Origin of the sequence: uncultured Microbulbifer sp. (assembly GCF_947489355.1) — a bacterium.
Classification (GTDB): Bacteria; Pseudomonadota; Gammaproteobacteria; order Pseudomonadales; family Cellvibrionaceae; genus Microbulbifer.
On the sequence record NZ_CANLDD010000023.1, the window covers coordinates 22,591 to 35,733 of the forward strand.

Annotated in this window: 13 protein-coding genes; 10 read left to right on the top strand and 3 right to left on the bottom strand. The window is 61.8% G+C overall.

Annotated elements, in window-relative coordinates; translation table 11 throughout:
- Positions 1-45: 45 nt before the first annotated feature.
- Positions 46-549 (top strand): GrpB family protein, encoded by a 504-nt coding sequence (locus Q1A48_RS11155; protein WP_299944733.1) that lies wholly within the window; start codon positions 46-48, stop codon positions 547-549.
- 138 nt (positions 550-687) lie between these two features.
- Here Q1A48_RS11155 and Q1A48_RS11160 read toward each other — a convergent pair whose 3' ends face one another.
- Together Q1A48_RS11160 and Q1A48_RS11165 are read right to left on the bottom strand one after the other, a co-directional pair.
- Positions 688-1,833: a beta-ketoacyl-ACP synthase III gene (locus Q1A48_RS11160; RefSeq protein WP_299944734.1), complete on the bottom strand. Its 1,146-nt coding sequence runs from the start codon at positions 1,831-1,833 to the stop codon at positions 688-690.
- A 159-nt stretch (positions 1,834-1,992) separates the two neighbouring features.
- Positions 1,993-2,682: a ComF family protein gene (locus Q1A48_RS11165; RefSeq protein ID WP_299944735.1), complete on the bottom strand. Its 690-nt coding sequence runs from the start codon at positions 2,680-2,682 to the stop codon at positions 1,993-1,995.
- A 168-nt stretch (positions 2,683-2,850) separates the two neighbouring features.
- Between Q1A48_RS11165 and bioB the strand changes: the two genes are divergently transcribed.
- From bioB to bioC, 3 genes are read left to right on the top strand one after another with little or no spacing between them, the layout of a single operon-like run.
- Positions 2,851-3,900 carry a biotin synthase BioB gene (gene bioB, locus Q1A48_RS11170; RefSeq protein WP_299944798.1) on the top strand — a complete coding sequence of 350 codons (1,050 nt, stop codon included), beginning with the start codon at positions 2,851-2,853 and terminating at the stop codon, positions 3,898-3,900.
- Complete coding sequence (gene bioF, locus Q1A48_RS11175; protein ID WP_299944736.1) at positions 3,897-5,090, top strand: 8-amino-7-oxononanoate synthase; 1,194 nt, start codon at positions 3,897-3,899, stop codon at positions 5,088-5,090. Before bioB ends, bioF begins: the two co-directional genes overlap by 4 nt.
- On the top strand, positions 5,087-6,634 hold the full coding sequence (gene bioC, locus Q1A48_RS11180; RefSeq protein WP_299944737.1) for a malonyl-ACP O-methyltransferase BioC: 1,548 nt from the start codon (positions 5,087-5,089) through the stop codon (positions 6,632-6,634). Before bioF ends, bioC begins: the two co-directional genes overlap by 4 nt.
- On the opposite strand, the gene Q1A48_RS11185 is transcribed toward bioC, so the two are convergent.
- Entirely contained in the window at positions 6,625-7,113 is a 489-nt protein-coding gene (locus Q1A48_RS11185; protein WP_299944738.1) for a L,D-transpeptidase family protein, read from the bottom strand. The genes bioC and Q1A48_RS11185 overlap by 10 nt on opposite strands.
- A gap of 235 nt (positions 7,114-7,348) precedes the next feature.
- Here Q1A48_RS11185 and bioD point away from each other — a divergent pair, with 235 nt between their 5' ends.
- The 6 genes from bioD to creC all read left to right on the top strand — a co-directional run bounded on the left by bioD (position 7,349) and on the right by creC (position 13,121).
- Positions 7,349-8,035: a dethiobiotin synthase gene (gene bioD, locus Q1A48_RS11190; RefSeq protein ID WP_299944739.1), complete on the top strand. Its 687-nt coding sequence runs from the start codon at positions 7,349-7,351 to the stop codon at positions 8,033-8,035.
- A 106-nt stretch (positions 8,036-8,141) separates the two neighbouring features.
- Positions 8,142-9,923 carry an acyl-CoA dehydrogenase C-terminal domain-containing protein gene (locus Q1A48_RS11195; RefSeq protein ID WP_299944740.1) on the top strand — a complete coding sequence of 594 codons (1,782 nt, stop codon included), beginning with the start codon at positions 8,142-8,144 and terminating at the stop codon, positions 9,921-9,923.
- 108 nt (positions 9,924-10,031) lie between these two features.
- Positions 10,032-10,223 (top strand): DUF3094 family protein, encoded by a 192-nt coding sequence (locus tag Q1A48_RS11200; RefSeq protein WP_299944741.1) that lies wholly within the window; start codon positions 10,032-10,034, stop codon positions 10,221-10,223.
- Positions 10,224-10,231: 8 nt separating this feature from the next.
- The gene (locus Q1A48_RS11205; protein ID WP_299944743.1) at positions 10,232-10,900 is read left to right on the top strand and encodes a nitroreductase family protein; all 669 of its coding nucleotides are present in this window, start codon (positions 10,232-10,234) and stop codon (positions 10,898-10,900) included.
- Between the two features lie 108 nt (positions 10,901-11,008).
- On the top strand, positions 11,009-11,695 hold the full coding sequence (creB, locus tag Q1A48_RS11210) for a two-component system response regulator CreB (RefSeq protein ID WP_299944745.1): 687 nt from the start codon (positions 11,009-11,011) through the stop codon (positions 11,693-11,695).
- 1 nt (position 11,696) lies between these two features.
- Positions 11,697-13,121 (top strand): two-component system sensor histidine kinase CreC, encoded by a 1,425-nt coding sequence (gene creC / locus Q1A48_RS11215; protein WP_299944747.1) that lies wholly within the window; start codon positions 11,697-11,699, stop codon positions 13,119-13,121.
- The last annotated feature ends 22 nt before the right edge of the window (positions 13,122-13,143 follow it).

Genomic DNA, 13,143 nt, shown 5'->3' on the forward strand with positions numbered 1-13,143 from the left:
GGGGTCGCTGGACACAGGGTTGGTCCTATTAAGGGAGGTTAAGGCATGCCCCGAGCAGCGGTAACACTCGAAGAATACAATGTATCCTGGGTCTCAGGGTTCGAGCGAGAAAAGCAGCGCTTAATGGCTATAGCCGGGGCGTGGAATTACGGTGGTATCGAGCATGTGGGCAGCACGGCTGTTCCGGGGATGGTTGCCAAACCTGTGATTGATATTATGTTTGGTGTCGGGTCACTGGGGGGCTCAGCACCCGCTATCGATGTACTTGTGGAGTCCGGCTATCAATACTGGCCCTACAAAGCGGAGGTCATGCACTGGTTTTGCAAGCCTTCTGATACCTTCCGCACCCATCATCTCCATTTAATCCCCTTTGAGAGCCCGCTGTGGCAGGAACGCATTCGGTTTCGTGATTTGTTGCGCTCCAACCGGGACGTGGCAATCCAATATGCACAGCTAAAACGTAAACTGGCAGCCACTTACAAAGAAGACCGTGAAGCCTACACCGAGAAAAAATGGCCGTTTATCCAACAGGCATTGCAGAATGCCTAGTGCCAACAAACGGAACAGGCACCGCTTTTTTTTGCTAAAGCCGCTCTGTGACGACGTTGGAGCGCAGAAAGAACGGGATTGGCTTTTCTGGAATTTTTGGCTGCAGCGCCATTCGTAAATTCCGTACGCGACCGTCAATTAGACCGCGACCTTTTCCACCACCAGGCTACCAATCGAGTAGCCGGCACCAAATGAGCAGATAATGCCGCGCTCGCCCGGTGTCAGATCATCGCTGTAGAGGTTGAAGGCAATCACTGAGCCGGCGCTTGCGGTATTGGCGTAGCGGTCCAGCACAACCGGTGCGCGCTCAGTACAGGTTTGATCACCCATCAACTTTCTGGCGATCAGGTTGTTCATATTGAGGTTGGCCTGGTGCAGCCAGTAGCGGCTTACTTGCTGCGGGCCGGTGCCGGTTTCCCGCAGGTGCTCCTCAATATGGGCCGCCGCCATGGGGCAGACTTCCTTGAATACCTTGCGGCCGTTCTGGCGAAACAGTTTGCCGGGCCCAAAGGGATCGACATCGGCGGCGCGCGCCGTATAACCGAAATTTGAGCGGATATTGTTGGAGTAAAGGGTTTTCGCCTTGGTGCCCAGTACTTCCCAGGCGGTGTCCACAGCGCAGGTCTCGCGGCGCTCCACCACACTGGCAACCGCCACGTCACCAAAAATAAAGTGGCTGTCGCGGTCGGTGAAATCCACCTGTGGCGAGGCCAGCTCGGCGTTGATCACCAGTGCGGTGCGCGCGGCGCCGGAACTGATCGCATCCACGGCGCGCTGCAGGGAAAAGGTGGCGGAGGAGCAGGCCACTTCCATATCGAAAGCAAAACCGTCGATGCCGAGCGCACCCTGGATTTCGATGGCAATGGCCGGGTAGGCGCGCTGCAGATAGGAAGCGCCGACGATCACCATATCTACATCACTGGCGTGCTTGTCGGCTTTTGCCAGCGCCAGCCTGGCCGCATTGACACCCATCTCGGCCTGTACACAGAGCTCGTCGTCCTTGCGCTCGGGAATTAAGGGACGCATGCGCTCCGGGTCGAGGATACCCTCGCGGGTAACCACGTAGCGGCTCTTGATACCGGAGGCGTTCTCAATAAATGCCGCCGAGGACTGGGGTTTTGGCGGCCGTGCTCCGGTGTCGATCTCCTGCGCATATTTGCGATTGTAGTGTCGGGCGTAGGTGTTATAGGCCTCCACCAGCTCTTCGTTGCTGATTGCTTCCGGTGGCGTCCACAGGCCTGTGCCGCTGATGACTATGCCCTGTGGCAATTGGTATGCACACATCGCTGAATCCCCGGCCCACACCAGATGGCATGCGGGCAATTACTCACTGAATAGAACCTTAGCAGTGTCGTCTCGACTGGCCCCGAGGCACCAGTGCGACAAGATGGAGTATTTTTGCGCCAATAGTGGATTGGGTCAATCTGTGGTCGCGCCGAAGAGTCAGGGTGTTCTGGCCAAAACGAAGGCGCTGACCTCCCCAGCCCCGGCATGCAACAGTTTTTGTGCCGCTGCTTCCAGGGTGGCACCGGTGGTCAGTACATCATCTACCAACCCCACATGGCGCCCCCCGACATTTTCGCGCAGGGCGAAACTCTGCAGCAAATTGCGCAGGCGCTGGGGGCGCCGCAACTGCGATTGGGTCTGGGTGGCGGCAACTTTGCGCAGCAGGCGCGGGCGTACCGGTAATTGCCATTGTCGTCCCAGTTCTGCTGCAATCAGCTGTGCCTGGTTGTATCCCCGCTGCCAGTAGCGACGCCAGTGCAGAGGGATAGGGGCGAGCAGGTCGGGGCGCTCAGCCGCGGGCTCCATCACCTGCGCCGCCAGTTGCGCGAGGCTGTGGCCGGCGGCCAGATCGCCACGGTATTTAAAGCGTTGAATCATTTGGTTCACAGGGAAAGCATACTGCCAGGCCGCACGCACCCTTGAGAGAGGGGGCGGCTGGCGGAGGCAGTCGGGGCAGTGCTGTGCGGCGGGGGGCAGGGGTTGGGCACAGGTCTCGCAGGCGTTGCCCAACTGGGGCAGTTCAACTGCACAGGGTGTGCAGAGGCCGCTGTAACCTGCGCGGTCTCCACACAACAGGCACTGCGCCAGGTTGTGCGGGAGCAGGGAGGATAAAAAGTGGTAAACCATAATCAGGTAATTGAGTTGACAGCGGTTGGGCCGCGGCTAAACTGGCCAGCTTGTCCGGTCGCGCGTGCCATTGCCAATTAGAGCCCGCCGATTGGCCCCGTGCGAATCTCACCAACACACACAATGCCAGCAACAGAGAGAGTAAGCCCTGTGACCGCCGCTCAGCAAATGCCCGCCGCCGAGATTCGCCACGATTGGACCCGTCAGCAGGTTCTGGATCTCTTCGCCATGCCGTTTAGCGATCTGATGTTCACCGCTCAGCAGGTGCATAGGATGCACTTTGATGCGAACCGGGTGCAGGTGAGTACCCTCTGCTCCATCAAAACCGGCGCCTGCCCGGAAGACTGCGCCTACTGCCCGCAGAGTGCCCGCTACGATACCGGCCTTGCGCGGGAAACGCTGATGAAGGTGGAGAAGGTGCTGGAGGAGGCCCGCGCGGCCAAAGCCGGTGGTGCCACCCGCTTCTGCATGGGCGCTGCCTGGCGCTCGCCCAAGAAAAAAGACATGCCCTATGTCACCCAGATGGTGCGCGACGTAAAGGCGCTGGGTATGGAAACCTGTATGACCCTGGGTATGCTCAATGATGAACAGGCCCAGAAGCTGGCCGAGGCAGGATTGGATTACTACAACCACAACCTCGATACCTCGCCCGAATATTATGGCGAGATTATCACCACCCGCACTTACCAGGATCGCCTGGAGACTCTGGGTCGGGTGCGCGCAGCCGGTATGAAAGTCTGTGCCGGTGGTATTGTCGGCATGGGCGAGGGCGACAAGGACCGCGCCGGCCTGCTGATGCAGCTGGCTAACCTGCCCGAACACCCGGAGTCGGTGCCGATCAATATGCTGGTACGGGTTGCCGGCACCCCCCTGGAAAAACAGAAAGACCTGGACCCCTTCGAGTTTATCCGCTGTATCGCCGTGGCCCGAATGATGATGCCAAAGTCCCATGTGCGCCTGTCTGCCGGGCGCGAGCAGATGAGCGACGAGATGCAGTCGCTGGCCTTCCTGGCCGGAGCCAACTCCATTTTCTATGGGGAAAAACTGCTGACCACCGCCAATCCCGAAGCCAATAAGGATATGCAGCTGTTCAGCCGCTTGGGGATCCAGCCGGAGAAGTACCAGCAGTACAGTGATGAGTCTGAAGTGGAAGCGGAGCTGAACGCCCGGATCAGCGAGCAGAAGGATGATGCGTTTTTCTACGACGCGGCCAAATGACCCTGGACCAGATTCTGCGCCAGCGTCTCGATGAGCGGCGCCGGCGTAACCTATACCGGGAAGTCAAAACCCTGGATTCGGTGCCGGGTCCCCTGGCCAGGGTGGATGGTCGCGAACTGCTCGCCTTCAGCAGTAACGATTACCTGGGGCTGGCAACCCGCCCCGAAGTCATCAGTGCCCAGCAGGCCGGTGCCGAACTGGGCGCCGGCGCCACTGCCTCCCACCTGGTCAACGGGCACTTGCAGATCCACCAACAATTGCAGCACAGCCTTGCCGAAGTCACCGGGCGCGAGGCTGCGCTGGTGTTTTCCAGTGGCTATATGGCCAACATGGGCACACTCTGCGCGCTGTTGGGTCGCGCCGATACTATGATTTCCGACAAGCTCAACCATGCCTCTTTGATCGATGGTGCGCGCCTGTGCGGTGCCAACAGCCTGCGTTTTCCACACAACGACCTGGAGGGACTGCATCGCCAGTTACAGCGCGCTGCCGGGCGCGGCGGCAATATCCTGGTGGCGGTGGATGGTGTCTACAGTATGGATGGCGACCTCGCGCCGCTGGCGGAGATTGCCGGCCTGTGCCGGGAATATGGTGCCTGGCTGATGGTGGATGAAGCACACGGATTTGGGGTGATGGGCAGCGGACAATTGCCACTGGCTGGCAGCTGCGCCGCGGCGGGCCTCGGCCAGTCTCAAGCGCCGGTTGTGATGGGCACCCTGGGCAAGGCCGCCGGCAATGCCGGGGCCTTTGTGGCCGGTTCCCGCGCGCTGATTGATTACCTGGTGCAGTTTGCCCGCCCCTATATTTATACCACCGGCATGGCGCCGGCGGTGGCCGCCGGTTGTGTCGCGGCCATTGATCTGATGCGCAGCGAGCCCCAACTGGCCCGGCGACTGGAGGGGAATATCGAGTATTTCCGCCGGCGTGCCGCACAGCAGAGTTTACCCCTGACAGATGCTCCCGGTGCCATACAGCCGCTGCTGATCGGCTGTGCAGAAACCGTGATGACGGTGTCGGCGGCGTTGGAGCGGCGCGGCTTTATGGTGGGTGCCATACGCCCACCCACGGTGCCCGCAGGCACCGCGCGCCTGCGCATTACCCTGAGTGCCGCACACAGCCACAGCCAGATCGATGCGCTACTCGATGCCCTGGCCACAGTGCTGCGGGAAAATCACGCGGTGCGTCTGTGAGCCGGATTGAAAACCTGGTGTTTCTGCACGGCTGGGATGGGGATCCGCATCCGTGGCAGCCGCTGCTTGCGGCGGTGCGCGAACAGCTGGCGCTGTCCCTGCACTGTATCGGGTTGCCGGGTTTTGGCGAACGCAGTGCCGAGCCCTGGCCGCAGCAACCAGCCCTGTTGCAACAGCTCTACCAGTCACTGCCACGCAACTGTGTGTTGGTGGGGCATTCCCTCGGCGGTATGCTGGCCCTGCAGTTGGCAGCCAGACCGGGACAAAGAAAAATCCGTGGGGTAATCACTATTTCTGCCAATGCCTGTTTCGTGGAACGGGATAACTGGCCGGGTATGCCTCGGTGCACCTTTGAGAATTTTCGCGCCGCCTTTGAGCGAGACCCCCACGGCACCTGGGAGCGGTTTTGTGCCCTGCAGTCCCAGGGTGACAGCGCCATGCGCGCCCTGCTCAAACACCTGAAGGGGCGCAGGCCCAATATCAACCGGGAGGCCTGGTTACAGTCCCTGGATTGCCTGGCCGGGCTGGATAATCGCGACCTGCTGCAGAAGCTGGCAACCCCCGCCTTGTACCTGTTTGGCGGGAATGATGCCCTGGTGCCCCAGGCGGCTGTGGAGGAAATCCGTGCCAGTGGTGCCCCGGTAGCGGTGATGGCGGGTTGTGGTCACAAGCCGCACCTGTCACAGCCGCGTCAGGTAGCGGGGCGGTTGCGGCATTTTGTGCAGGGCCTGTTCCCAACTGGTGCCCCGGGAGCGGCGCCCTTCGACAAGTCCGCGGTGGCGCGCTCTTTTGGCCGCGCCGCTGCCAGCTATGACGATTGCGCCCACCTGCAGCGGGCGGTGTGCGGCCGGCTTGGGAACATGGCGGAGCGTCGCTGGGTGCCGCGCACCATTGTCGATTTGGGCAGTGGGACCGGTTTTGGCAGCGCACTGTTGCGCCGGCACTTTCCGCAAGCCCGTATTGTCGCGTTGGATCTGGCCGAGGCTATGCTGCGCTTTGCGCGCAGGGAGCAGCCGCATGCGGATGGTTATATCGCCGCGGATGCGGAGCAGCTGCCCCTCGCGGACGGCAGTGTGGATCTGGTGTTTTCCAGTTTGGCGCTGCAATGGTGTTACCGGTTGCCGCAGCTGTTTGCAGAATTCGACAGGGTCCTGGCGCCCCGCGGCCATTGCCTCGTGGCCACGCTGGGGCCCGGCACCCTGGCGGAACTGAGCAGCAGCTGGGCCCAGGTGGACACCGGTGTACACGTCAACCGCTTTCTGCCCCTGGCCGATTGGCGCGATGCCGCGGGGCAATCCGGTTTGAAGGGAGAGGTGCAGCGGGAACAGCGCCTGTTGTACTTCGACAGCCTGCGTCAGTTGATGCAGGAATTGAAAGGGGTGGGGGCGCACAATATCAACCGTGCCGCCAGGCGGGGAATGACCGGGCGCGCCAGACTGCAGCGCCTGGAGGCGGCCTATGAGGGCCTCAGGCAGCCCCGGGGGCTGCCGGTGAGTTACGAGGTTATTTACCTGAAGCTTGCCCGCGGGGGCGATCAGGGGTAGATATCAATGGGGATGGGTGTCTTTACCAGGGCCCAGATCTCATCCATCTCCCGGTTGGAGGCCACCGCGATACAGCCATCGGTCCAGTTGTTGCGGCGCAGGTGCTTTTCCATATAGGACCACTCGGGTTTGATGCCGTGGATCATGATATCGCCGCCGGGGCTGACTCCCAGCCTGGCCGCGCGCGCGCGGTCCTGTTTGTTCGGGTAAGACACGTGGATGGAGCGGTAAAAGCGGCTGTTGGGGTTCTTCCAGTCCAGGGTGTAGCGGCCCTCGGGGGTACGCTCATCCCCCTGGCGGACCTTGTGTCCCCTGGGGCTATCGCCGAAGGAGACGGTGTAACTTTTCACCACCCGGCCGTTGCGAATCAGCTGCATCAGCTTCTTGGATTTGTACACCGCAACATGGTCGACAGGGGTCACTTTCGCTGAGGCGAGCAGGGGCACCACCAGCATCAGGGCAATCGTCAGGTATCGCATGGTCTTTAAGCTGTTTGAATGTTTTCAGTTATTTCCGGATTTACCGCGTCCCTGCAGGGCAGTTTCCCCTTTTGAGGGGGTTATTTTGTCAGCGCAACCCCGTGCCTTTGTTATCAGTGCCCGGTTTGATTTGTTTAAAATTTGCGCTACATGAGTAAATTACCATCAAGTTGATGGCGTGAAAAGCCACTATAAGAAAAAATGTACACTTTTTTGATCAGGGGAGGCGGCGGCCTTGGGCAGAACCTATTTTGTTGCCGGTACCGATACCGGAGTGGGCAAGACCTTTGTAAGCGCAGCCCTGCTCACCGCAGCTGCGAATGCGGGCTTTCAGACCGCGGCGATAAAGCCCGTGGCCTCCGGCTGCGCGCGCACCGAAGCCGGACTGCGCAACGGGGATGCCTTGCTGCTGCAGGAGGCCATGACCCTGGAACTGAGCTACCCGCAGGTGAATCCCTTCGCCCTGGAGCCCCCCATCGCCCCCCATATTGCCGCCATTGAAGCGGGCAAACAGTTGAGCCCTGCGCGTATGGCCGGCGTCTGCCGCGGTGTGATGTCCGCCGGTGCCGACCTGGTGCTGATCGAAGGCGCCGGGGGCTGGCGCACGCCGCTGGGCCCCAGGGCCTTCCTGTCCCAGTTGCCACGGGAATTAAATACCCCGGTGGTGCTGGTGGTGGGGATGCGGCTCGGCTGTATCAACCACGCCCTGCTGAGCGCCGAGGCCATCCGCAGCGACGGCCTGCCGCTGGCCGGCTGGGTGGCCAACTTTGTCTGCGCGGGGATGGCGCGCGCAGAGGAGAACCTCGCCACCCTGGAAGCGCTGCTGCCCGCGCCCCTGCTCGGGGTGGTGCCCCACAGTGAGACCCGGGATTACCAGGCGGTGGCCCAACATCTGGATATCCGCCCGCTGCTGCCCTCCTGACCCGCACTTCCCCGGGAACTCGCGCGCGCTCAAAGCGGTTGACTTTGGGCGCCTGCGCACCTAGATTCAAACAAGCGTTTGAAACACTGGAATGAGGACCGGGAGCATGGCCGACTACAAGGCGCCACTGCGGGAGATGCACTTCCTGCTGCACGAGGTATTTGCTGCGGAAAAACTCTGGGCGGAACTGCCCCAACTGGCCGGGGCCGTGGATCGCGAGACTGCCGACGCGATTCTGGAGGAAATGGCCAAGCTGGCCGCCAATACCCTGGACCCGATTAACCGCACCGGCGACGAAGAGGGTTGCCACTGGCGCGATGGTGAGGTGACCACACCGGCGGGCTTTAAGGAGGCCTATGCCACTTTTTGTGCGGGTGGCTGGGGCGCGCTGCTGGGCAATCCCGAATACGGCGGCATGGGGATGCCGAAGATGCTGGGGGCCCAGGTTGAGGAAATGCTCAATGCGGCGAATATCTCCTTCGCCCTCTACCCGGTGCTGACCAACGGCGCCTGCCTGGCGATCGACGCCCATGCCAGCGAAACGCTGAAGCGGAAATACCTGCCCAGGATGTACGAGGGCATCTGGGCCGGTGCTATGGACCTGACCGAGCCCCACGCCGGCACCGACCTGGGCATGATCCGCACCAGGGCCGAGCCCTGCGAGGACGGCAGCTACCGCATTACCGGCAGCAAGCTTTTTATTACCGGCGGAGACCAGGACCTCTCCGAAAATATTATTCACCTGGTACTGGCCAAACTGCCGGATGCCCCCAAAGGGCCCAAGGGCATTTCCCTGTTCCTGGTCCCCAAATACAAGGTGCATGAGAACGGCAGCCTTGGCGAGCACAACAATGTGAGCTGCGGTTCCATTGAACACAAGATGGGTATTAAGGCCTCCGCCACCTGCGCCATGAACTTCGACGGCGCCCAGGGCTGGCTGGTAGGGGAGGTGAACAAGGGGCTCGCGGCCATGTTCACCATGATGAACTACGAGCGCCTGGGTGTGGGTATTCAGGGGCTCGGTGCCTCTGAACGCTCTTACCAGAATGCCCTGGCGTATGCGCGCGATCGTATCCAGAGCCGTTCGCCCGCCGGCGCGCAGCAGCCTGAAAAAGCTGCCGATCCGATTATTGTGCACCCGGATGTGCGCCGTATGCTGCTGACCCAGAAAGCCCTGGTGGGCGGCGGTCGCGCCCTGTCCACTTATGTGGCCCAATGGCTGGACATCGCCAAGTTCGGTGAGGGGGATGCGAGGAAAAATGCCGAGGCCATGGTAGCCCTGCTGACGCCAGTCGCCAAAGCCTTTACCACCGATATGGGGCTCGACTGCACCGTGCTCGGCCAGCAGGTGCTCGGCGGTCACGGCTATATCCGCGAGTGGGGTCAGGAGCAACTGGTGCGCGATGTGCGCATTACCCAGATTTACGAGGGCACCAACGGCATCCAGTCCCTGGATTTGGTGGGCCGCAAGACCGTTGCCAACGGCGGCTCCCTGTTCGAGTTGTTTGCCGCGGACGTACAGGAGCTTATCGACACTGAAGTGGATTGCGAGGCGATGGCGGAGTTTATCCAGCCCCTTGCGACAGCGCTGCAGTGCCTGCGCGACGCTACCGGGAAAATGATTGCGGCCACCCGGCAAGACCCCTGCGCGCCGGGTGCGGCTTCGGTGGAATACCTGCACCTGTTCGGTTATGTGGCCTACGCCTTTATGTGGGCGAAGGTGGTTTCAGTGGCGCAGGCCAAGCAGGAGACGGACAGTTTCTACCGCGGCCAGGTGAAAACCGCGCGCTTCTATTTTGCCCGCCTGCTACCGCGTACTCAGGCATTGGCTGCCAGCGTCAATGCCGGCAGCGCAGCCCTGATGGATATGGAGGATGCGCTGTTCTAAACACAGCTAAACGCCACTCGGAAAGCCCCGCAGCGCGGGGCTTTTTACTAGAGTCGCCTGTGGCTTTCCCCTACAATCGGGGCGCAATAATAATGCGGGAAAGTGCCCATGTCCGATACCCCACCGAAAAAGCTGTCCGACGAGGACCAGGCCAGGGTTGAAAAGTACCTCAACAGCGGCGTCAACCGGGTCGAGCGCCGCCCTTTTCGCCCCTGGTTGCTGCTGTTGGTGATCGTGGTGGTGTTGACACTGCTATCCCTGCTCAGCCTGTTGATCGCTCGGGCCAAGGGCGTTGTTTAGGGGGACCTATGAATACAGAAAAATCCTTTCAGCCATTGGATTTCACGCACCTGGAAGAGGCCGAAATGTGCAGCCGCGCTGCGGAATTCTACCAGTTGATGCGCCGGCGGCGCTCGGTGCGGGATTTCTCCTCCAGGCCGGTGCCCCGAGCGGTGATTGAGAATGCGCTGCGCGCGGCGGGCAGCGCGCCCAGCGGTGCCAATATGCAGCCCTGGCACTTCGTGGTGGCGGAGAGCGCCGGTATCAAGCGCCGTATCCGCCTGGCTGCGGAAGAGGAGGAGCGCGAGTTCTACCAGCGCCGCGCCTCGGAGGAGTGGCTCAATGCCCTGGAGCCCCTGGGCACCGATGCGCACAAACCTTTCCTGGAGACAGCCCCCTACCTGATTGCGATTTTTTTGAAAAAGTTTTCCAGTGATGCCTCCGGTGCGCGTCGGAAGAACTATTACACTGCGGAATCGGTGGGCATTGCCACGGGGATGTTGATTGCGGCCCTGCACGATGCCGGAGTGGCCACCTTGACCCACACCCCCAGCCCGATGAAGTTTCTCAATGATATCCTCGCGCGTCCCGCCACGGAAAAGCCCTATATGCTCCTGGTGGCCGGGCTGCCGGCGGAGGGGGCCGAGGTGCCGGCAATCGACAAAAAGCCGTTGGAGGAGATTGCGGACTTCCTGTGAGGTTCCCAGGACTAAGGGCTGGCATAGCACCCTGTATTGTATGCAAAAGGGTGTATTCCAAGGGCACAGAGTCGGTTGAGAATCCGGGAGCGTTTGAGCGTGGGCCCCATGTCAAAAATACTGATCGTCGAAGACGAAGCCGCAATCGCCGACACTCTGGTTTACGCCCTGCAGGCGGAGGGCTTCGCCACCCACTGGGTGACGCTGGCCGGTGAAGCGCTGGCGCTGCTCGGGCGCGAACAGTTCGACCTGGTCATCCTGGATGTCGGGCTGCCGGATATCAGCGGCTTTGAGGCCTGCAAGCGCCTGCGCCGTTTTTCCGAGGTACCGGTCATCTTCCTCACCGCACGCAACGCGGAGATAGACCGGGTGGTGGGCCTGGAGATCGGCGCCGACGACTATGTGGTAAAGCCCTTCAGTCCGCGCGAACTGGCGGCGCGGGTCAAGGTTATCCTCAGGCGCATGGCGCCGCACACCGACAAGCCCACTGCAGGGGCGCCCCTGGGGCCTTTTCGCATCGACCTGCTGCGCTACCAGGTCCATTTCCACGGCCAGTTGCTGCCTTTGACCCGCCATGAATTCCGCCTGCTCGAAACCCTGCTGGGCCAGCCCGGGCGGGTATTTTCCCGCGAGCAACTGCTCAACGCCCTGGGGGTGGCTCCCGAGGCCGGTTACGAGCGCAATATCGATAGCCATATCAAGGGACTGCGCGCAAAACTGCGGGTGGTGTCCCCCGCCGCCAAGCCGATCCAGACGCACCGCGGGCTGGGTTACAGCTGTTCCTCGGCGCACTGAGATGCCACTGGGCATACGCATCTTTGCGGTCTATTTCCTGTTCGTCGGCCTGGCCGGCTGGTTCGTACTGAGTACCGTGACAGACGAAATCCAACCCGGTGTGCGCCAGTCCACCGAGGAAACCCTGGTGGACACCGCCAACCTATTAGCGGAAATTCTGCACGATGAGGTCAAGGCCGGGAGCCTGGCTCAGGGCCACTGGCCCGAGTTGCTCGAGGCCTATGGCCGGCGCCAGCCGCAGGCGAATATCTGGGGGCTGACCAAGCGTGCAGTCAACCACCGTATCTATGTCACCGATGCCTCCGGCAGGGTCCTGCTGGATTCCAGCGGCCGGGCCCTGGGTCAGGACTATTCGCGCTGGAACGATGTCTACCTGACCCTGCGCGGCGACTATGGCGCGCGCACCACCCACGAAGATCCGGATAATCCGGAATCCTCGGTGATGTATGTGGCAGCGCCGATCCTCGATGGCGAACAGATCATCGGTGTGGTCTCGGTGGCCAAGCCCAACCGCACCCTGCAACCCTATATTGAGCGATCGCAGCGGCGCCTGCGGTGGTTTGGTGTGGGGTTGATCGCCCTCGGTCTGCTGGTCGGCGCGCTGCTGTCCTGGTGGCTCAGCAGCGCGCTGGGCAAACTGACCCGCTACGCACAGGCTGTCAGTGCGGGTAGCCGCGCCGAGCTGCCGCGGCTACCCGGCGGCGAACTGGGGCAGCTGGCGATGGCTGTGGAGCATATGCGCACCGAGTTGGAGGGCAAAGCCTATGTGGAGCGTTACGTCCATACCCTGACCCACGAATTGAAGAGTCCCCTGGCGGCTATTCGCGGTGCAGCCGAGCTGCTCGACAGCGATCTGCCGGCGCCGCAACGCCGACGTTTCGCGGCCAATATCCAGCGGGAGAGCAGGCGCTTGCAGCAGTTGATTGAACGCCTGTTACATCTGGCCCAGGTGGAGCAGCGCCAGGGCCTGGAGGAGCGGGTGGCAGTGCCGCTGGCGGCTCTGGTGGAAGAGCTGGTGCAGGGCCGGCAAGCGCGTATCACCGCCGGCGGTGTGCGCATAGAACAGGCGCTGGATCCGGCGCTGCGGCTGTGCGGCGAGCGCTTCCTGTTGCGCCAGGCACTGGCTAACCTGTTGGATAATGCACTGGACTTCACGCCCCCCGGCGGCCTGATCCGCTTTGTTGCCGAGCGGCGCGGGGCACACATTGTTCTTTGCCTGTACAACCAGGGCGTGGCGATTCCGGAATACGCCCTGGCGCGCCTGACCGAGCGCTTCTATTCACTGCCGCGGCCCGGCGGCGGGCGCAAAAGTACCGGTCTCGGGCTCAATTTTGTACAGGAGGTGGTCGGGTTGCACGGCGGTACCCTGGCGATCGGCAATGCAGCGGGCGGTGTTGAGGTGCGCCTCGACCTGCCCGGTGCCTGAGAGACAGCGCGGCCGCCCCACC

What these genes read in the sequence shown, in the direction of transcription:
- bioB (WP_299944798.1), top strand. Translation starts at nt 2,851, where the DNA reads ATGCCCGCCGCCGAGATTCGCCACGATTGGACCCGTCAGCAGGTTCTG.
- Q1A48_RS11155 (WP_299944733.1), top strand. Translation starts at nt 46, where the DNA reads ATGCCCCGAGCAGCGGTAACACTCGAAGAATACAATGTATCCTGGGTC.
- Q1A48_RS11160 (WP_299944734.1), bottom strand. Translation starts at nt 1,833, where the DNA reads ATGTGTGCATACCAATTGCCACAGGGCATAGTCATCAGCGGCACAGGC.
- Q1A48_RS11195 (WP_299944740.1), top strand. Translation starts at nt 8,142, where the DNA reads ATGGCCGACTACAAGGCGCCACTGCGGGAGATGCACTTCCTGCTGCAC.
- creC (WP_299944747.1), top strand. Translation starts at nt 11,697, where the DNA reads ATGCCACTGGGCATACGCATCTTTGCGGTCTATTTCCTGTTCGTCGGC.
- bioF (WP_299944736.1), top strand. Translation starts at nt 3,897, where the DNA reads ATGACCCTGGACCAGATTCTGCGCCAGCGTCTCGATGAGCGGCGCCGG.
- Q1A48_RS11185 (WP_299944738.1), bottom strand. Translation starts at nt 7,113, where the DNA reads ATGCGATACCTGACGATTGCCCTGATGCTGGTGGTGCCCCTGCTCGCC.
- Q1A48_RS11200 (WP_299944741.1), top strand. Translation starts at nt 10,032, where the DNA reads ATGTCCGATACCCCACCGAAAAAGCTGTCCGACGAGGACCAGGCCAGG.
- Q1A48_RS11165 (WP_299944735.1), bottom strand. Translation starts at nt 2,682, where the DNA reads ATGGTTTACCACTTTTTATCCTCCCTGCTCCCGCACAACCTGGCGCAG.
- creB (WP_299944745.1), top strand. Translation starts at nt 11,009, where the DNA reads ATGTCAAAAATACTGATCGTCGAAGACGAAGCCGCAATCGCCGACACT.
- Q1A48_RS11205 (WP_299944743.1), top strand. Translation starts at nt 10,232, where the DNA reads ATGAATACAGAAAAATCCTTTCAGCCATTGGATTTCACGCACCTGGAA.